16 protein-coding genes are annotated in these 17,622 nt (G+C 63.5%); 11 read left to right on the top strand and 5 right to left on the bottom strand.

The annotated features are described in order from the left end of the window. Positions 1 to 33: 33 nt before the first annotated feature. Genes ACUDCK_RS10260 through ACUDCK_RS10250 form a run of 3 tightly spaced genes read right to left on the bottom strand, consistent with a single transcriptional unit; the run spans position 34 to position 3,284 of the window. Positions 34 to 648, bottom strand: a complete 615-nt coding sequence (locus ACUDCK_RS10260; RefSeq protein ID WP_054504017.1) for a flavin reductase family protein — start codon at positions 646 to 648, stop codon at positions 34 to 36. A gap of 3 nt (positions 649 to 651) precedes the next feature. Then, on the bottom strand, positions 652 to 1,611 hold the full coding sequence (locus ACUDCK_RS10255; RefSeq protein WP_054504016.1) for a carbon-nitrogen hydrolase family protein: 960 nt from the start codon (positions 1,609 to 1,611) through the stop codon (positions 652 to 654). A gap of 20 nt (positions 1,612 to 1,631) precedes the next feature. Next, a complete protein-coding gene (locus tag ACUDCK_RS10250) occupies positions 1,632 to 3,284 on the bottom strand; it encodes an MFS transporter (RefSeq protein ID WP_054504015.1) in 1,653 nt (550 codons plus the stop codon). Between the two features lie 172 nt (positions 3,285 to 3,456). Here ACUDCK_RS10250 and ACUDCK_RS10245 point away from each other — a divergent pair, with 172 nt between their 5' ends. Beyond that, positions 3,457 to 4,302 (top strand): IclR family transcriptional regulator, encoded by an 846-nt coding sequence (locus ACUDCK_RS10245; protein WP_054504014.1) that lies wholly within the window; start codon positions 3,457 to 3,459, stop codon positions 4,300 to 4,302. 85 nt (positions 4,303 to 4,387) lie between these two features. On the opposite strand, the gene ACUDCK_RS10240 is transcribed toward ACUDCK_RS10245, so the two are convergent. Continuing rightward, positions 4,388 to 5,278: a LysR substrate-binding domain-containing protein gene (locus tag ACUDCK_RS10240; protein ID WP_175168086.1), complete on the bottom strand. Its 891-nt coding sequence runs from the start codon at positions 5,276 to 5,278 to the stop codon at positions 4,388 to 4,390. Between the two features lie 115 nt (positions 5,279 to 5,393). On the opposite strand from ACUDCK_RS10240, the gene ACUDCK_RS10235 reads away from it, so the two are divergent. From ACUDCK_RS10235 to ACUDCK_RS10210, 6 genes are read left to right on the top strand one after another with little or no spacing between them, the layout of a single operon-like run. Continuing rightward, positions 5,394 to 6,275 (top strand): hydrolase, encoded by an 882-nt coding sequence (locus ACUDCK_RS10235; RefSeq protein WP_049074737.1) that lies wholly within the window; start codon positions 5,394 to 5,396, stop codon positions 6,273 to 6,275. 60 nt (positions 6,276 to 6,335) lie between these two features. After that, the gene (locus ACUDCK_RS10230; protein WP_175168085.1) at positions 6,336 to 7,913 is read left to right on the top strand and encodes an ABC transporter substrate-binding protein; all 1,578 of its coding nucleotides are present in this window, start codon (positions 6,336 to 6,338) and stop codon (positions 7,911 to 7,913) included. Positions 7,914 to 7,920: 7 nt separating this feature from the next. Then, positions 7,921 to 8,862, top strand: coding sequence for an ABC transporter permease (locus ACUDCK_RS10225; RefSeq protein WP_445659307.1), 942 nt, complete (start codon positions 7,921 to 7,923; stop codon positions 8,860 to 8,862). After that, a complete protein-coding gene (locus ACUDCK_RS10220; RefSeq protein ID WP_054416095.1) occupies positions 8,859 to 9,716 on the top strand; it encodes an ABC transporter permease in 858 nt (285 codons plus the stop codon). The genes ACUDCK_RS10225 and ACUDCK_RS10220 overlap by 4 nt, the downstream gene beginning before the upstream one ends. 2 nt (positions 9,717 to 9,718) lie before the next feature. Further along, positions 9,719 to 11,350: an ABC transporter ATP-binding protein gene (locus tag ACUDCK_RS10215; protein WP_175168084.1), complete on the top strand. Its 1,632-nt coding sequence runs from the start codon at positions 9,719 to 9,721 to the stop codon at positions 11,348 to 11,350. Between the two features lie 34 nt (positions 11,351 to 11,384). After that, on the top strand, positions 11,385 to 12,701 hold the full coding sequence (locus tag ACUDCK_RS10210) for an aminotransferase class III-fold pyridoxal phosphate-dependent enzyme (protein ID WP_175168083.1): 1,317 nt from the start codon (positions 11,385 to 11,387) through the stop codon (positions 12,699 to 12,701). A gap of 53 nt (positions 12,702 to 12,754) precedes the next feature. On the opposite strand, the gene ACUDCK_RS10205 is transcribed toward ACUDCK_RS10210, so the two are convergent. Then, on the bottom strand, positions 12,755 to 13,687 hold the full coding sequence (locus tag ACUDCK_RS10205) for a LysR family transcriptional regulator (RefSeq protein WP_175168082.1): 933 nt from the start codon (positions 13,685 to 13,687) through the stop codon (positions 12,755 to 12,757). 191 nt (positions 13,688 to 13,878) lie between these two features. On the opposite strand from ACUDCK_RS10205, the gene ACUDCK_RS10200 reads away from it, so the two are divergent. The 4 genes from ACUDCK_RS10200 to ACUDCK_RS10185 are packed head-to-tail and all read left to right on the top strand — an operon-like array spanning position 13,879 to position 17,547. After that, positions 13,879 to 14,859 (top strand): Bug family tripartite tricarboxylate transporter substrate binding protein, encoded by a 981-nt coding sequence (locus ACUDCK_RS10200; RefSeq protein WP_175168081.1) that lies wholly within the window; start codon positions 13,879 to 13,881, stop codon positions 14,857 to 14,859. Further along, entirely contained in the window at positions 14,859 to 15,644 is a 786-nt protein-coding gene (locus ACUDCK_RS10195) for an SDR family oxidoreductase (protein ID WP_049074757.1), read from the top strand. Before ACUDCK_RS10200 ends, ACUDCK_RS10195 begins: the two co-directional genes overlap by 1 nt. A 12-nt stretch (positions 15,645 to 15,656) precedes the next feature. Then, a complete protein-coding gene (locus ACUDCK_RS10190) occupies positions 15,657 to 16,334 on the top strand; it encodes an RraA family protein (RefSeq protein ID WP_080977453.1) in 678 nt (225 codons plus the stop codon). Beyond that, positions 16,327 to 17,547 carry a mandelate racemase/muconate lactonizing enzyme family protein gene (locus tag ACUDCK_RS10185; protein WP_081273646.1) on the top strand — a complete coding sequence of 407 codons (1,221 nt, stop codon included), beginning with the start codon at positions 16,327 to 16,329 and terminating at the stop codon, positions 17,545 to 17,547. The genes ACUDCK_RS10190 and ACUDCK_RS10185 overlap by 8 nt, the downstream gene beginning before the upstream one ends. Positions 17,548 to 17,622: the final 75 nt, after the last annotated feature.

Below are 17,622 nucleotides of genomic sequence, written 5' to 3'. Positions count from 1 at the left end.
GGTTTGCCTGACCCGCAGGTTCCGCGGAGCCAATCAAGGAGAGGACGGCCGCGTCAACTGAAAGCGGTCAGTACTACGAGCGTACCAGCCGCCGCCATGCATGCGCGCGACCAGCCCCATCGCCGGGGTATCCACGTGCCCTCGCTGTGCGTCCAGCACATAGGCATCGGACACATGAGCACCCAACACCCGGCCAATCACCACCAGCTGGCGAGGCCCCGTGACGATCGTTGCCTGACTGATGCATTCGAGCGCCACCGGGCAGCCGTCTATCAAGGGAGGCGCCACGCTTCGCGCGGGCCTGGCCGTCAGCCCGGCCGCGGCCAGCTCATCGACGTCGGCCGGATAGTCCGCGCAAGTCTGATTCATCTGCTCGATCAGCGGCTCGGGCACAAGGTTCACCACGAACTCGCCGTTTTCGATGATGTTGGCGCTGGAGTCCTTCAGTTCACCGCTGGAATGACGCATCAAGCCGATCGCGACGGTCGGCGGCTGATGGCCCATGACATTGAAGAAGCTGAATGGCGCCGCGTTTACCACTCCCTGGCCGGACAGCGTCGTCAACCAGGCGATCGGGCGCGGGGTGACGGTGGATGTCAGCACGTTATAGACCGTCTGCGCCGGCAGCGCGCTGAAGTCGAAATGCATGAATCAGGCCTCCTGTTGGCGAACGGCGCAATGACTGGAAACCGCACGCTTTTCGCCGACATCGACATGCAACTGGAACACGTCGGGACGCGCGTAATGGCCCGCCACGTCGAAGTCGTATTTGCCGCGCAGGATCTGATTGGGATCGATGTCGGCGTACAGGATGGTCTCGGCATCGAAATCCGGCCCCGCCACCACTTCGCCCAGAGGATCGATGATGGCGCTGCCGCCACGCATCAGCACGGTGTCGGGCGCGTCGCCCAGCGCACACTCGAAGTCCTCGGGATAAGCGTTGCGACGCAGGTGCTGGCATGCGGTCAGGACATAGCAGCGCCCCTCCAGTGCGATGTGGCGCATGCTGGGAATCCAGGAATCACGATCATCCGCGGTCGGGGCGCAGTACAGCGCCACGCCCTGGCTGTACATGTACATGCGCAGCATCGGCATGTAGTTTTCCCAGCAGATGACGGCGCCGACCTTGCCGAACGGAGTGTCCAGGACGGGCAAGGTCGAGCCGTCGCCGAACCCCCAGATCAGGCGTTCGCCGGCGGTGGGCATCAACTTGCGGTGCTTGCCCGCCAGGCCTTCACGGCCGTTGAAATACAGGACCGTGCAGTACAGTGTGCCGCCATCGGCCTCGATGCAGCCCATCACCACGACACTGTCGGTGTCCGCCGCGGCCTGCGCCACCAGCGCGACTTCCTCGCCGTCCAGACGGATGGCCTGGCTGTGATACCGGGAATAGGCATCGCGGCCTTCGGGCTTGCGCATGCCGATAGGGGCGCCGAAGGAATTTCCCTTGGGATACCCTCCCAGGAAGGCTTCGGGAAACACCAACACCCGCGCTCCCCGCTGCGCCGCCTGACGGATCAATGACGCCGCCTTTTGCGCGCTGGCAATGCTGTCTGTCGGAATGGAAGCCGCCTGAATCACGGCAGCCTTGAAACGCTGTTGCTGGGACATGTTTTTCCTTTTTTATCGGTTCAGTGCGCGGGGTCTTCGTCAATGGCACGAGCGCGGGTGTTTGGCAGGAACAGCGTGCCGACGATACCGACCACCGCGGTCACGATGACGGGATACATCAGGCCGCCAAAGATGTCGCCGCTGGCCTGGGCCAGGTAAGTGGCAGTGAAGGGCACGATGCCGCCGAATATGCCGGCACCAATGTGATACGGGAAGGACAGCGCGGTATAGCGGATGCGGGCCGGGAACAGCTCAACCAGGTAGGATGCGACCGGACCGTAGACCATCGCCACAACGGCGGTCATCAACACCAGGATCAAGATGATGGTGGCGCGATCGACGCGTGCGGGATCCGCACGGTCGGGATAGCCGGCAGAGGTCAGCGCGCGGGCATAAGCGGCGCGGTCAAAGCCGTTGACCGTGGTGGCCCCCACGCTCATGGCAATGGACTGGCCAGGCAAGGGCGCGGCGTACTCAAAACTGATGCCCTTGCCAACCAGGAATTTCTTGGCTTGCACGCAAACCTTCTTATGGTCTGCGTGGCTGCCGATCATGGCGGCTTGCAGCCCGAAGTCGCAGGCCCCGCCGCTGGCGTCGGCGTGTATGCGCACCGGCGTGCTCTGCATGGCTTGCGCCAAGGCGGGGTTGCCAGCCTTGAGCAGCGCGTCGAACATCGAGTGATAGCCGATCGCCGCAATGAACAGTCCGGCCATCATGATCCACTTGCGGCCTATGCGGTCGGACAACCAACCGAACAGCACGAAAGTCGGCGCACCAATGATGAAACCGATCAGGATCAGTGTATAGACGCTGGTCTGATCCAATTGCACGGCCTGCTGCATGAAGATCATGACGTAAAACTGGCCGGTGAAATACGTCGCCCCCTGCCCCGCGGTCACGCCCACTAGCGCCAGCAGCACCAGTTTCAGGCTGGGCCATTGGCCGAAGGTCTCCTTGACCGGATTTCGGGACAAACGGTTCTGCTGCTTCATGCGGGTGAACACAGGCGACTCGTGCAACTTGGCCCGCACGTAGATCGAGACGGCCAACATCACGATCGACAGAATGAACGGCAAGCGCCAGCCCCATTGACGAAACTCCTCCACGCTCATGGAGGCCTGAGTGCAGAGAATCACGACCAGGGACAAGATCAGTCCCGCCGAGGACGTGATCTGGATCCATCCGGTCAGCAGCCCGCGACGCTTCGGCTCGCAGTGTTCCGCCACATAGATCACGGCTCCCCCGTACTCGCCACCCACGGCCAGGCCCTGTACCACACGCAAAGTCAGCAGCAGGATCCACGACAAGTGTCCCGCCGATTGATAGCTGGGCAGACAACCGATCAGCACCGTCGCGCCGCCCATCATCACCACCGTGATCAAAAAGGTGTACTTGCGGCCCAACTTGTCGCCCAGATAGCCGAACATGACCGCGCCCAGTGGCCTGATGATGAACCCCACCGCCAGCGCACCCAACGCCGCCAGCAACGCGACAGTGGGATTGTCCTGCGGAAACAGCACTTGGCTCATGAAGACAGCCAGGGTCCCGTAGATGAAGAAGTCATACCACTCGAACAGCGTGCCCAGTGTCGACGCCACAACCACCTGGCGTTCTTCCCTTCTGCTGAGCATCGAACCCGTGCCGGTCCCTTGCATCGCGACGTGCGCTTCCATGCGTGTATTCCCCGAAGTTATAAATTGATAATGCTGTATCGCTTAACTATTATCAAACTCGCGAACGGCTTTTCAGAACTAGGGGAAACCCCTGGCAGCCACAAGGGCCCCGCGCGGAACGCGCCTGGGTCACTGTTACACTTCTCGCCACAGGATTCGAGGAGGGGGGTGCATGGCCAAGTCCGCCATTACGGCGAAAAACGATTCGGAACAGGCGACGGCCCCGGGTCGCCGAGGTATTCAATCGATAGAAGTGGGCTTTCGTATCCTTGACGTCATCCGCAAGGCTGGCCGCCCCACGCCCCTGAAGGACATCGCCGACGCCTGTGACCTGACCGTGCCCAACGTCCATTACTACCTGGTGAGCTTCCAGAAGGTGGGCGTCGTCCAGCAGCACGCCGACACAGGCCACTACGGCCTGGGGCCGTATGCCCTGCGACTGGGGCTGGCAGCCCTGGAGCAATTCGATGTGTTCAGCAGTGCGCGCCCGATCATGGAGGAAGTCGCCGCGATCACCGGCCACACGGTATTTCTGGGCGTGTGGGGCAACAAAGGCCCAACTATCGTTTATCGCGTCGAAGGCGCCCGCAGCCGTCCGTTGCTGGAACTGCGCGTGGGCAGCGTGCTGCCTCTGTTGTCATCCGCGCTGGGGCGCAACTTTCTGGCGCACCTGCCGGCGGCGAGTACGCGCGAACTCCTCGACATTGAAATGGAGACGCCGGCAGACCGCTATGACGCACAGGCCGCGCATCGCTATACGCCCCAGGAGGTCGAGGCGATTCGCGAAGAAGTGAGAAAACATCACATCAGCCGCTGCCGACATGCGCTGCTCCCGCATTTCACGTCCTTGTCGGCGCCTGTATTCGACATGCTAGGCTCCATGACGGCCGGCATCACGCTGATGGGGCCGGTGGGCGCGATTGATGACGACTTGGCGTCCGATACGGCGCAGTTGCTGCTCGAAAAGTCCCGCGCCATTTCCAGACTGGCAGGGTGGACCGAAGACGCGGCGCCCTGAGTACGTCGGACGTCCGCCTCTCAAGCGCCCCGGCAACGGCCGCCGTGGGGTAACGCCTGCTTGCTGCCTGGGCCAGAGACGCGATCTAGGGCGAGCCGCGCAGGTCGAAAGCCATGCGCAACAACCTGTTGATTTCGCCAGTCAGATGGCGTTTGCGCCCCTGTTCCACGATGCTGATGCTGCGAAACTCCTGTGGCCCCGGCAACGGCAGCACTTTCAATGCCGGGTCTTTGTTCCAATGGACGTTTTGCAACAACGGCACCAAGCTGACGCCCACTTGCTGGCGCACCAGCGCCGCAATGCCAAGAATCGAGTTCAGCTCCAGGATTTCCTGCGGTTTGACTCGCAATCGGTGCAGCACCCGATCGGCTTTGGAACCGGTGGCGGTATTGCGGTCATAGCGGATGTAGGGCTGAGTGGCCAGCAGCTCGGTGATGTCCGGCGTTTTTGCATGGGCCTGCGCGCTGGCCAGCAGGATCAGCGGTTCGTCATAGAGCCGCGAGCAGCTCAGCCCTTTGAATTCCTGCCGGGGCGACTTCACCACGACCGCCGCGTCCAGCTCGCCGGCCAGCAGCAGCGGCGCCAGCTCATCAGAACGCGCGCTGGTCAGCGTGACCGACACTTTGGGATGGATGGCCTTTAGCTGCACCAGGCAATTGGCCAGCAGCCCCATGGCCGAAATGATGCCGCCCAAGGTGATTTCGCCTTCCATGCGCAAATCCCGATCCGGGTCTTCAAGCATTGCTTCGTAATCGGCCACCAGGCGCCTGGCGCGCGGAAGCAGCAGCGTACCGTCGCGACTCAAACTCGTCTGTCTGTGATTGCGTTCGAACAACGTACGGCGCATTTCGTCTTCAAGCGCGCGCATTTGCTGGCCGACGGCGGCGCTGGTCAATGCGACCCGGTCGGCCGCGGCGGCAAAGCTGCCCTCCTCCGCGACGGCAATGAATGTTCTGAGAAACCGGATGCTGCTCATGGCGCGAGGCGATTTTTAGATAAAGATTTACTTTACTCCAATTAAAACTAAATTAGATTTTCTTTGTATATGCACTGGCGGATACTGCGGGTCTTCTCATTGAATGGTGTAGACCATGAGCACTGCGACCCCGGATTCCCAGGCCGACCTGCTGGCGCGGCAAAACGCGCGGCGTCTATACGACCAAGGGCCGACAACAGTCTATGCCCATGCGGGCGACAAACGCTTCGCCTATTGTCTTTACGTTCCCGAATCCATCGAAGACGCAACGCGTCCGGTGGATCTCGTGGTGGTCGTGCATGGGTCCAACCGCGCGATGGAAACCTACCGGAACAGCTTTGCCGAGTTTGGCCGCTGGAACGACTGCGTCATCCTGGCGCCGCTGTTTCCGGTGGGCGTGCTGGGCGATGGCAACGGCGACGGCTACAAGCAGATTCTTGAAGGGGATATCCGCTATGACCAGATCCTGCTGGATATGGTCGCCGAGGTCGGCAAGAAGTACGGCCGCGACTTCGACACCTTTGCCCTCTTTGGCTATTCGGGCGGCGGCCAGTTCACCAATCGCTTCTGCTACCTGCACCCCGACAGGCTCTGGGCCGCATCGATCGGCGCGCCGGGTTCGGTCACGCTGCTGGACACCGCGCGCAAGTGGTGGGTGGGCGTCGCGGACATGGAGACGCGGTTTGGCAAGGCGCTGAACCTTGATGCGCTGCGTCAGGTCCCCATCCACATGGTGGTCGGCGCGGCGGATCTCGAAACCTGGGAAATCACCCATCGCCCCGGCGGCAAGCACTACATGGAAGGCGCCAACGACGCCGGCCGCACCCGGCCCGAGCGGCTGGAACGCCTGCGCGCCAGCTTCGAAGCGGCGGGCGTGAGCGCCACGCTGGATCAGATTCCCAACGTGCCCCACATGGGCATCAAAGTCATGCCGGCCGCGCAGAAATTCTTCGCGGCGGTGTTGCGCGAACGGCGGGCTCGCCAGGCGCAGCAATAAGCACAAGCGGCACGGCCAGGTCCTGGCCGCGCCGCCCACCCATTGAAGGAGGATTACTTCATGCGCAACAGTGTAAAGGCCGCCCTGGGGTACGCCGCGCTGGCGTTGACGCTGGCAACGGCCGGAAGTCACGCCGCCGAGCCATCACGGATTCAGGTCGGCATCAGCGGTGATATCCGCAGCACCGACCCCGGCGTCAACCGGGACGAGAACACCGACGCCGTCGTCATGCATATAGTGGAAGGCCTGGTGGCCTACCGCGAAGACGCGACCGTGGGGCCGTTGCTGGCCGACTCGATCACGGTTTCTGATGATGGACGCAGCTACCGCTTCAAACTGCGCGAGGGCGTGCGGTTTCATAACGGGGCGCCGCTGACCGCCGCCGAAGTCTTGTGGACCTGGCGCCGCTACCTCGATCCCAAGACGCAATGGCGCTGCCTGGGCGACTTCGACGGCCGCGGCTTGCTAAAGGTGCAGGACATCAGCAGCCCGGACCCGATGACCGTGGTGTTCACCCTGGAACAGCCCAACGCCTTGTTTCTGGCGACGATGGCCAGAACCGATTGCGGGGGCACGGGCATTCTGCATCCGGATTCGCTGACGCCGGAAGGCGCGTGGCGCTCGCCGGTGGGAACCGGGCCGTTCAAGCTGGGGCAATGGCAACGCGGGCAATATGTGGAGCTGCAACGCTTTGCTGACTATGCGCCGCGTGCCGAGGCAAAGCCTGACGGGTATACCGGCAACAAGGCCGCGCTGGTGGACCAGGTGCGCTTTGTCGTGATCCCCGACAATGCGACGGCCAAGGCCGCGCTGATGGCGCGCGGCGTCGATCTGCTGCCCGACGTGACGGCGACCGACGCGGCTGACTTGAAGCAGGTCAAGGGGTTGACCGTCCAGGTCAGCCCGGCAATGTCCATCAACGGCCTGCTGTTCCAGACCCGCGACCCTTTGCTCAAGGATGTGCGTATCCGCCGCGCCATTGCGCTGTCGCTGGACTACGGCCAGATGGTGGCCACGCTGTCCAGCGGACTGTCCAAGGTCAACAATTCGGCCGTGCCCAGCAGCAGCACCTACTATGACGCGGCGACGGCCAAGGGCTACCGCACCGATCTGGCCGAGGCCCGCGCCTTGCTGAGCGCGGCCGGCTATCGCGGTCAGCCGATCAAGATGATTGTGAACAAGCGCTACCCGCAGATGTTCGATATGGGCATTCTGAGTCAGGCCATGCTGGCGGCCGTGGGCATCAACATCCAGATGGAGACGCTGGAGTGGGGCACGCAGCTTGAACGCTACCAGAGCGGCAACTATCAGATGATGGCGTTCTCGTATTCTCCCCGCTTCGACCCGGCCTTGAGTTTCGAGCAGATACTGGGTGACAAGTCCAGGGAGGCCCGCAAGGTCTGGGACAACGGTGAAGCCATCGACATCCTGCGCCAGGCCATGCGCGAAGCCGATCCGGCCAGGCGCCAGGCGCTATTCGATCGGTTGCACGACATGCTGATCAAGGACGTGCCCATGGTCATCATCTACAACGGGACCGCCATCGGCGCCTTCCGTGATGGCGTCCAGGGCTATCGAACCTGGCCGATTTCCAAGCCGCGCCTGTGGGGCGTGTCTTTGGCGGCGACCACGAAATAGGCCCGTCATGTTGCGATTCTTCATTCAGCGCCTGGGCATGGCGCTGCCCACCCTGCTGCTGATCTCGATCATGGTTTTCGGCCTGATCCGCTTCATCCCGGGCGACCCCGCCCTGCTGATGCTGGGGGATATGGCGGACGCGCAAAGCCTTGCCGACATGCGCAAGGCCCTGGGACTGGATCAGTCATTCGTGACCCAGTACCTGATCTGGATACGGGCGGTGCTGGGCGGCGACTTCGGCTTGTCGATCAGTAGCAGCCAGCCGGTGCTGGGCCTCCTGGTCGAGCGCTTCAGCGTCAGCGCCGTCATCGTGCTGATCTCGGTGGGACTGGCAGTGCTGCTGGCCGTTCCCGTGGGCCTTTACGCCGCCTGGAAGCAGAACAGCCTGATGGATCTGGGCCTGGTCGCCGGCGCCACCCTGCTGCTGTCAATTCCCGCCTTCTGGCTGGGCTTGCTGCTGCTGTACTGCTTCGGCATGACGCTAGGGTGGCTGCCCATCGTCGGCTACGTCAGTGTCAGCGCGGATCCGTTGCGCGGCCTGAGCTATCTGGTCCTGCCGGTGGTGACGCTGACGCTCGTGGAGTTCGGCTCCATCGCCCGCATGGCCCGCGCCAGCACGATCGAGGTCTTGCGGCTGGAATACATCGCCCACGCCCGCGCCAAGGGCCTGTCGGAATCGGCGGTGCTGTGGGGCCATGCCTTGCGTAACGCCTTTGCGCCGACCTGGACGCTCGTGGGCCTGATCCTGGGCAATCTGCTGGGCGGCATTGCGGTGTTGGAAACCGTCTTCACCTTGCCCGGCATCGGCCGACTCATGGTGGATTCGATCTTTGCCCGTGACTATCCGGTCCTGCAGGGGTGTCTTTTGTTGATCACCAGCATCTATGTGGTGGTGAATTTGATCGTTGACCTGCTGTATCCGGTCTTTGATCCCAGGGTGAAACTATGAATGGCGACGTCATCTCCTTGCCGGCCGCCCCCGTGCGGCGCCGCGGCCTGCCCGCGCTCAATGCCTTGATTGGCGGCGGCCTTCTGCTGGGATTGGTCGCGCTGGCGCTGCTGGGCCTGGTGTGGACGCCGTACGACCCGCTCAAGCTCGATCTGAGCCTTCGGCTGCAGGCGCCTGGCGCGCGGCACTGGCTGGGCACGGACGAGTTCGGCCGCGACGTCCTGAGCCGGCTGATCATCGGCGCATCGACCAGCCTGTGGATCAGCCTCCTGTCCGTGGCGGTGGCGTTGGGATGCGGCACCCTGATCGGTATGCTGGCCGGCTACCTGCGCGGCTGGACCGACCGCATCCTGATGATGTTCAACGACGCCCTGCTGGCCTTTCCCGGCATTTTGCTGGCCCTGGGCATTATGGCCGTGCTGGGCGCCAGCCAGTACAGCATCGTCCTGGCGTTGGGCATGGCCTACACGCCGTCGGTGGTGCGGGTGGTTCGCGGCAGCGTGCTGTCGCTGCGTGAGCGCGAATTCATTGAGGCGTCCCGGGTCATTGGCAATTCCGAGCTATACACGATGTTCCGCCACGTCGTTCCCAACTGCCTCGCGCCCGTGTGCGTGTTGGCCACCAGCATGTTCGGCTGGGCCTTGCTGTCCGAAAGCGCACTGAGCTTTCTCGGACTGGGCGTACCGCCGCCCGCGGCCACCTGGGGCAGCATGCTGGCGGCCAGCCGTCCCTACATTGCGTCGGCCGCATGGCTGGGCGTGTTTCCCGGTGTGCTGATCAGCATGGCCCTGCTGGGTATCAACCTGTTTGGCGATGCCCTGCGTGATCGCCTCGATCCGCGCATGAGGAAATGAACATGACCGAGAACGCATCCCTGTTGTCTGTGAAGCACCTGAAGATTCGTGCCGGCGTGGATGGCCCGCTGGCCGTGAACGATGTCAGTTTCGAGCTGGCTCCCGGCGAAATCCTGGCGCTGGTGGGAGAGTCGGGCAGCGGCAAAACCATGGCGGCGCGCGCCGTCATCGGCCTGTTGCCCGCCCCCATGCAGGTGGCGGACGGCAGCATCGGCTTCAAGGGCCGGACGCTGGACACGCGCAATGCCCGCGCCTTGCGCCGGGTTCGCGGGGCCGAGATCGGCATGGTTTTCCAGGAACCCATGGTGTCGCTCAACCCGGCACTGACCATCGGCCGTCAAATGAGCGAAGCGCTCAAGCTGCATACGCGGCTCGGCGCGGCCGAGATCCGCCAGCGTTGTCTCACCATGCTGGAGCGCATCGGCATTAAGGCCCCGGTACGCTGCCTGACCGCTTATCCGCATGAGTTCTCGGGCGGCATGCGCCAGCGCATCATGCTGGCGTCCGTCATGCTGCTGCGTCCGGCGTTGCTGATCGCGGATGAGCCCACCACGGCGCTTGACTGCCTGGCCCAGCTCGATGTCATCGAACTGATGCTGGAGCTCACGCGTGAACAAGGCACGGCCGTGCTGTTCATCAGCCATGACCTTTCGCTGGTGGCGCGCTATGCCCACAAGGTTGTGGTCATGCGAAATGGGCAGGCGGTCGAACAGGGGCCCACGGCCTCGATCCTGTTGAACCCGCGAGCCGAATACACCCGTCAGTTGCTGGAGGCACTGCCCCGCCGCGGTGTCCTGCCGCCCTTGCCCCATGCCAGCGCACCGCTGGTCGAGGTCAAAGACGTATGCGTCGAGTACCCCGGTCCGCGCAGCTTCTGGCAGCGCGGCGCCGCCTATCGCGTGGTGCGCGGCGTGGACCTGAGCATCGCGCCAGGTGAAACGCTGGCGCTTGTCGGAGGCAGCGGTTCCGGCAAGACGACGCTGGGGCGCGCGGTAGCCGGATTGGTCAAACCCCGCGCCGGGAGCATCAGGTTCGAAGGCGTGGACCTGCTCAAGTCCGTCAACCGCCGCGCCCGCCTGCAATGCCAGATGATCTTTCAGGATCCGTATTCCTCGCTGGACCCGCGCATGCGGATCGGGCAGATCCTGGCCGAACCCCTGCGGCATTGCGATGACTTGAACGACGCGCAGCGCCGCGCGCGCGTGGCTGAAACGCTGAGCGACGTCGGCCTGAATCCGTCGTTCCGGGACCGCTTCCCACATCAACTGTCTGGCGGCCAGCGTCAGCGTGTGGCGATCGGCCGCGCCCTGGTACGCCGGCCGAAGATGGTCATTGCCGATGAGCCGATCTCGGCATTGGACATGACCATCCAGAAGCAGATTCTGGATCTGTTCGAGCGTCTGCAGCAGCAATACGGCTTTGCCTGCCTGTTCATCTCGCACGATCTGGCCGCGGTTGAACGCATCGCGCATCGCGTGGCGGTGATGAGCCAGGGCGAAATTGTCGAAATCGCCGCCCGCGACGCCTTGTTCGACACGCCGCAACACCCTTACACCCGCAAATTGCTGGCCGCGGCCAGCCCGCTGGAAAAGCTGGCCAACGGGGGCTATCGCATCCGCCCGGCCCAAGCCTGAGCCAGCCGCCGGCTCAACCCATCAAGGAGATTCCATGACCGACGCCAGTCCCGTTTCCAATGCCTTCTGGGCGCCTTTCACCCCGATGCGGCAGTTTCAACAACAGCCCATGATGTTCGACAGCGCCGAAGGCATGTACTACCGCACGCCCGACGGCCGCCAGATTCTCGACGCCATGGCCGGCCTGTGGTGCGTCAACGCCGGCCACGGCCAGGCGAGCATCGTTCAAGCCATTCAAGAGGCCGCCGCGCGCCTGGACTTCGTTTCCTCGTTCAAGATGAGCCATCCGGGCGCGCAGGCCATGTCGGATGCCTTGATTGCCCTGGCGCCCGAGGGCATGACCAAAGTGTTCTTCACCAACTCTGGCTCCGAAGCCGTCGACACCGCCTTGAAAATTGCGCGCGCCTATCATCAGGCTCGTGGCGACAGCCGCCGCACGAAGTTCATCGGCCGGGCCAAGGGCTATCACGGCATGGGATTTGGCGGCTTGTCCGTCTCGGGCATCGGGCGCCAGAAGCGCGACTTCGGGCCGCTGCTGGGCGAGGTCAGCCATTTGCCCCTACCGTATGACGCCAGCATGCGCTTTAGCGCCGGGCAACCGGATCATGGCGCCAACTATGCGGAAGCGCTGGCGCAGTTGCTGGACATCCAGGACCCCGGCACGGTGGCCGCCGTCATTGTCGAGCCGGTCACCGGTTCCGGCGGCGTGTATCCGCCCCCGGTCGGCTACCTGCAACGCTTGCGCGAGCTGTGCACGCAACATGGCGTGCTGTTGATCTTTGACGAAGTGATCACCGGCTTTGGGCGCGTGGGCGGCAACTTCGCCTCGCAGGTGTTTGGCGTTACCCCAGACCTGATGACCGTGGCCAAAGGCCTGACCAACGGCGCGGTGCCCATGGGCGGCGTCATCGTCGGCGGCGCCGTCTACGAAGCGTTCATGGCCGGACCGCCGCAGGTGGTGGAACTGATGCACGGCTACACCTATTCCGCCCATCCGCTGGCATGCGCGGCCGGCCTGGCGACGCTGCGTCTGCACCAGGACCTGGAGATCAACGCCCGGGTGCGGCAGATCAGCTCCCATTGGCAGTCGCAAGCGCTGGCGCTCGAAGGTCTGCCGCATGTGAACGATGTGCGCAGCATCGGCCTGCTGTGCGCCGTCGACCTCGCGCCGCGCGCCGGCGCGGCCGGCATGCGGGGCGCGGATGTCGCCCGCCATTGCTTTGAGCAGGGCGTACTGGTGCGGGCGTCCGGCGACATGATCGTCATTTCGCCGCCGCTGATCATCAGCCCTGCCCAGGTCGAACAGATTTTTGAATGCTTGCGACGAGCGCTTCTTGTTGACGGCATCTGACCGGGCCGGCGGCTGATGCGAAGAACATGGAGCAGCGATAAAAAACGAACGCGTCACAACCCCGGCGGCGGATCTGAAGCGTATCCCTTCAAATGGGCAAGAAACGCCCGGGAGGCCACAGTAAGCGTGTCCTCCAGATAGACAACCTCCAGACTGGTATCGAGCAATTTGCTTGGGTCGCGTAGCGCCACCGCGACCACATCTTTCCGGGCGGAGCGCGCCGCGGTGGACGGAACCAGCGCCACGCCCAATTTTCCGGCGACCAGCGCGATGATCGTGTGGATATGCGCCGCTTCCTGAACGATCTGCGGTTGGAATCCCGCTTCGAGGCACGCGGCGCTGATGCGTTGGTGAAAGGCTGGCACGCGACTGGCAGAGAAAGATACGAATCGCTCGTCACTGAGTTCAGCCAGACGGATCGCTTTGCGAGAAGCAAACGGATGCCCGCGAGGCAACAGCGCCACCAGGCGGTCTCGAGAGACCGGGAAATGAAGGCTTCCGGCAGGATAGGGAACGGGCGGCGTCAGCACCCCCAGGTCGATTTTGCCCTCGTCCACCATTGAGGCGATCTCGATGGATACGCCTTCAACCAATCGAAGCCGTACTGCCGGGTGAGACGAAGAGAACCGCGCCAAGACTGCGGGAAGCAGGTCGACCATCGCCGACGTGATGAACCCAACCCTGACCTCTCCGAGTTCCCCGCGTCCGACCGCGCGAGCCATGTCGAAAGCGCGAACGCCGTGCGCGATCAGCTTTTCCGCCTCCCCTTTAAGCACAACCCCGGCGGCGGTGAGCTGCACGCCCACCGCGGAACGCACGAACAGCGACGTTCCCACGGCCTGCTCCAACTGCCGCATGGCGACACTGAGCGGAGGCTGTGACATCCGCAACGCTTCCGCTGCCTTGCGCAGGCTTCCACACTCGGAAACCGCCAGGAACTGGCGTAACACCCGAAGATCCGGGATGGCTGAGGGTATATGTCCCATGTATCGCCTAGATCATGAACGATATTAGACGCGATGATCCCATCCACGTAAATTGCTTGCAAGCACCAAAGGCGCCGCACTGGATCGACGGCTTGGTGCGAAGCAACATCCAAGCCAGTATTCATGAAAGTTACCGCGACCCTTGAAGAGTTGCCGTCCGAGAGTTGCTGTCCGCTCATATGGAGCCATACATGCGCTTTGCTCCCATCGCTTTGTCCGTAATTTGCACGTTTTCCGTGTCGGTGTCGTTTGCACAGGGGGAAACCTATCCGGCAAAGCCCATTCGTATTGTTGTTGCGACCCCGCCCGGTTCGACCCCCGATGTGGGCGGGCGGCTCGTGGCTGCGCGCCTGTCGGCCGATCTGAAACAGGCCGTGATCGTTGAAAACCGTCCCGGCGTCAATGGACTGCTCGCAGCCCGCGAGGTGCTCCGCAGTGCCCACGACGGCTACACGCTGCTGCTCGCGCCATCGAGCACCATGGCGATCTCTCCCTACATCCACCCCAAACAGGCGGGATCACTCCCCGCCGATTTCGCCGCCGTCAGCCAGATATACAAGACGGACTTCAGCCTGATAACGCGCGCAGGATCGGGGCTGGAGTCCGTGTCCGACCTCATCGCCGCAGCCAAAGAACGGCCTGGAAAGCTGGTCGGCGCGTTTGCCGCGGTGGGCAGCGCCTCGCACGTATCGCTTGAGCTTTTCAAGCAGATGGCCGGTGTCGATATCTACGCGGTGCCCTTCAATGGCAGCCCGGCCGCGTCCCTGGGCGTCGCGTCTGGCGAGGCGGACCTCCTTTTTGAGACGGTTCCATCCACCGAACCCGTGGTGTCTTCCGGAAAGGCGCGACGCATCGCCATGACGGGCCCGGAGCGCTTCGCGTTGGCGCCGTCAATCCCGACGGTGGGCGAAAGCGGATTGCCGGGCTTTGTGGTAACGACCTGGGCAGGAATCTTCGCGCCGAAGGACGTGCCAGCGGACCGGATTCAACGGATATCGGATTCGATCGACAGCGTCTTTCAGGACGCGGCTGTCGTGCAGCAGATGGCGGCATCCTCGCTGCTGCCAGGCGAGCCCTCCTCCACGCGATTCCAGGCGATCTGGCTGTCCGATCTTGAAATGTCGAAAAAGGTGGTGGCAGCCGCCCCGGAACTACAGCAGGAGAACAAGTGATGGATTTGGGAATTGATGGCAGGACCGCCCTGGTGATGGGTGCTGGGGGTGGGCTGGGTAGCGCCATTGCCAAAGCGCTCGCGCAAGAGGGGTGCCGCGTGATTCTGGCCGATGTGGATCTTGCTTCGGCGCAGCGGGCGGCTTATGCGATTGCCGAGCTTGGCGGGATCGCGCAGCCCGTCGCCTGGGATCTGTCGGATGTCGGGTCGATCAGCCGCCAAGTGATGCTGATGAAACAGGAGAATGGGCCGATCGATATCCTGGTGAACAATTCGGGCGGCCCCGCGCCTGGCATGACCCACGACATCACCGAACAGCAATGGCATCGCTACTTCGATTCGATGGTGCTGTCGTTGATGACGCTGACCCGGCTGCTTGTGCCGGAGATGCAGGCGCGGCGCTGGGGACGGGTGATCACGTCAACCTCCTCGGGAGTCGTCACTCCGATACCGGGTCTTGCGGCTTCCAATGCCTTGCGGCTCGCCTTGGTGGGCTGGTCGAAATCGCTGGCGCAGGAAGTGGCGAAAGACGGGGTGACCGTCAACGTGGTGATTCCCGGGCGCATCGCCACCCAGCGAATTGCCGCGCTCGATCAGTCTCGCGCCAAAGCGGCCGGGCTGACGCAGGAGATGGTCGCCGCCAGCAGCACATCGACCATTCCGGCTGGCCGCTACGGGGAGCCCGCCGAGTACGCCAACGCCGTGGCGTTTCTTGCAAGCCAATGTGCGTCCTACATCACGGGGACGTCGCTGCGCGTGGACGGCGGGCTGATTCCCGCCATTTGAACGAGAGAAGACATGACTATTGATGCACAAAGCCGACGCGAGATCCGCGCGCGATTCTTGAAGGTTGACACCGCCAATGTGGCGGACGTCATGGACACCATGGGCCTGATGGACCAGAGTCTTTCGCCAGAGTTCAGGCAATTCACCGGCACGGACAAGCTGGCGGGCTGGGCGTATACCATCCGCGGCCAGATGGTCCCCGGCCCGCTCGGCGGCGACGAACAGAAGATGCAGGCCTGCCAACAGGTGTCCGAGGATGAAGTGACCGTCTGGAGCGGCGATGGCAAAGGCGTCTGCTACTTCGGCGAACTGATCGCCCTTGGCATGCGGGAGCGGGGAGCCGTGGGGGCTTTGATCGACGGGGGAATCCGCGATATTCATTGGCTGCACAAGATGAACTTTCCCATCTTCGCCAAATACCGGACGCCGACGCAATCCATCGGCCGCTGGCGCGTTACCGGGTTTCGCGAGACCGTCTACCTGGCGGGAGCCACCAGCACGCTCGTCCCCGTCAGCCCGGGCGACTTCATTCTTGCCGACGCCGACGGCGCGATCGTCATTCCCGCGCGGCATGTCAACGACGTGCTCGCCGAGGCGGAACGGCTCACCGCCCAGGAACTGCAACTGCGCGCCGAGCTGAACCACGGCCTTACCCTGTCGGACGCCCTTGCCAAGTACGGACATGTCTGAGCTTTCGTTTCGCCCCCGCCATGCAGACGAGTCCATCGGATCCGCGCGGGCGACCGCGGCCACAATGGTTTCCGCGCTGCCGACCACGACCGTGACTGGCGTTTCGCTCTATGCGTACGTCGCGCCGGCCGAGTCGATCGCGTCGTCCTTTGGCGTACGCAGCGAACGCGGCGCCGTTCTGATCCGGGTCGAGGACGCATCCGGATCCTTCGGTTGGGGCGAAGTGTGGTCGGGCATGCCGGCTTCCGGCGCCCTGCACCGGCTGAATCTGCTTCGCGAATTCGTCGCCCCCGCGCTGGTGGGCACAACATTCCAGGCGGTGCAGCCAGCCATCGCACGCCTGCGCAGCCTGACGCTGCCGATCATTCGCCTGGCGGGAGAGCGAGGGCCTGTCGCGCAGATTCTTGGCGGCATGGACACGGCGCTCTGGGATCTCCAGGCCAGGCGAATGGGTCTGCCCCTGTATCGCGTACTCGGGGGCACGCAAGCCCGCATGCGCTGCTATGCGAGCGGCCTGGCCCCGGACACGCCGGCCGCTCGCCTGGATGTCTTGCGGCAGGCGGGATATAACGCATTCAAGTTCAAGGCCGGATTCGACGATGCCAGGTCTATCCCGCTATTGCTCCGGCAACGGCGGGCGCTGGCGCCAACAGAGGCGATGATGCTAGATGCAAATTGCGGGTGGGATCTCGCCACTGCCACGCAAGCGCTGGCGCAGTTGGATGACGGCGATTTTTCCTGGATCGAGGAACCGCTGGGCCCGGAATGTCCCGCCGCCGAATGGCAGGCGCTCAAAGCCAGGACGCGAATCCCGATTGCTGCCGGTGAGAACCTTGCCGATATCGACGAATTCGTCGCCGCCCTGTCCTGGCTCGATGTCATTCAACCCGACGTGGCGAAATGGGGAGGAATCAGCGGCGCTCACGAAGTCGGACTTCGCGCCATCGCCGCGAACAGGCAGTTCTGCCCCCATTCGTTCGGAACCCAGGTCGCCGCCATTGCGTCCGCTCACGTCCTCGCGGCGACGGGAGGGGGAGGATACCTGGAGCTGGACGTCAACCACAACCCGCTTCGGGCCACGTCCACTTACGGGGAATGGATCAAAGACGGCGTGCTGTCGCTGACTGAAGCGCCCGGCTTGGGATTCGAACTTGATCTGCGCGGTATCGAACCTTACTGCCGCGCTTCCTGCGTGATCGGCGCGAACGCATGAAGGACGGCCCACCGCACGGTATCTGACTGGCGCGCGGTGTCGGACAAAAAGCGCCCAACGTGGCCTGGCACCGTC

The sequence above is a fragment of the Achromobacter sp. CF-sbj1-Ac2-l genome, from assembly GCF_052698165.1.
Note: the sequence above shows the minus strand (reverse complement) of the source record. Positions and strands in the feature narration are given on the sequence as shown.

What these genes read in the sequence shown, in the direction of transcription:
- ACUDCK_RS10260 (WP_054504017.1), bottom strand. Translation starts at nt 648, where the DNA reads ATGCATTTCGACTTCAGCGCGCTGCCGGCGCAGACGGTCTATAACGTG.
- ACUDCK_RS10255 (WP_054504016.1), bottom strand. Translation starts at nt 1,611, where the DNA reads ATGTCCCAGCAACAGCGTTTCAAGGCTGCCGTGATTCAGGCGGCTTCC.
- ACUDCK_RS10250 (WP_054504015.1), bottom strand. Translation starts at nt 3,284, where the DNA reads ATGGAAGCGCACGTCGCGATGCAAGGGACCGGCACGGGTTCGATGCTC.
- ACUDCK_RS10245 (WP_054504014.1), top strand. Translation starts at nt 3,457, where the DNA reads ATGGCCAAGTCCGCCATTACGGCGAAAAACGATTCGGAACAGGCGACG.
- ACUDCK_RS10240 (WP_175168086.1), bottom strand. Translation starts at nt 5,278, where the DNA reads ATGAGCAGCATCCGGTTTCTCAGAACATTCATTGCCGTCGCGGAGGAG.
- ACUDCK_RS10235 (WP_049074737.1), top strand. Translation starts at nt 5,394, where the DNA reads ATGAGCACTGCGACCCCGGATTCCCAGGCCGACCTGCTGGCGCGGCAA.
- ACUDCK_RS10230 (WP_175168085.1), top strand. Translation starts at nt 6,336, where the DNA reads ATGCGCAACAGTGTAAAGGCCGCCCTGGGGTACGCCGCGCTGGCGTTG.
- ACUDCK_RS10225 (WP_445659307.1), top strand. Translation starts at nt 7,921, where the DNA reads ATGTTGCGATTCTTCATTCAGCGCCTGGGCATGGCGCTGCCCACCCTG.
- ACUDCK_RS10220 (WP_054416095.1), top strand. Translation starts at nt 8,859, where the DNA reads ATGAATGGCGACGTCATCTCCTTGCCGGCCGCCCCCGTGCGGCGCCGC.
- ACUDCK_RS10215 (WP_175168084.1), top strand. Translation starts at nt 9,719, where the DNA reads ATGACCGAGAACGCATCCCTGTTGTCTGTGAAGCACCTGAAGATTCGT.
- ACUDCK_RS10210 (WP_175168083.1), top strand. Translation starts at nt 11,385, where the DNA reads ATGACCGACGCCAGTCCCGTTTCCAATGCCTTCTGGGCGCCTTTCACC.
- ACUDCK_RS10205 (WP_175168082.1), bottom strand. Translation starts at nt 13,687, where the DNA reads ATGGGACATATACCCTCAGCCATCCCGGATCTTCGGGTGTTACGCCAG.
- ACUDCK_RS10200 (WP_175168081.1), top strand. Translation starts at nt 13,879, where the DNA reads ATGCGCTTTGCTCCCATCGCTTTGTCCGTAATTTGCACGTTTTCCGTG.
- ACUDCK_RS10195 (WP_049074757.1), top strand. Translation starts at nt 14,859, where the DNA reads ATGGATTTGGGAATTGATGGCAGGACCGCCCTGGTGATGGGTGCTGGG.
- ACUDCK_RS10190 (WP_080977453.1), top strand. Translation starts at nt 15,657, where the DNA reads ATGACTATTGATGCACAAAGCCGACGCGAGATCCGCGCGCGATTCTTG.
- ACUDCK_RS10185 (WP_081273646.1), top strand. Translation starts at nt 16,327, where the DNA reads ATGTCTGAGCTTTCGTTTCGCCCCCGCCATGCAGACGAGTCCATCGGA.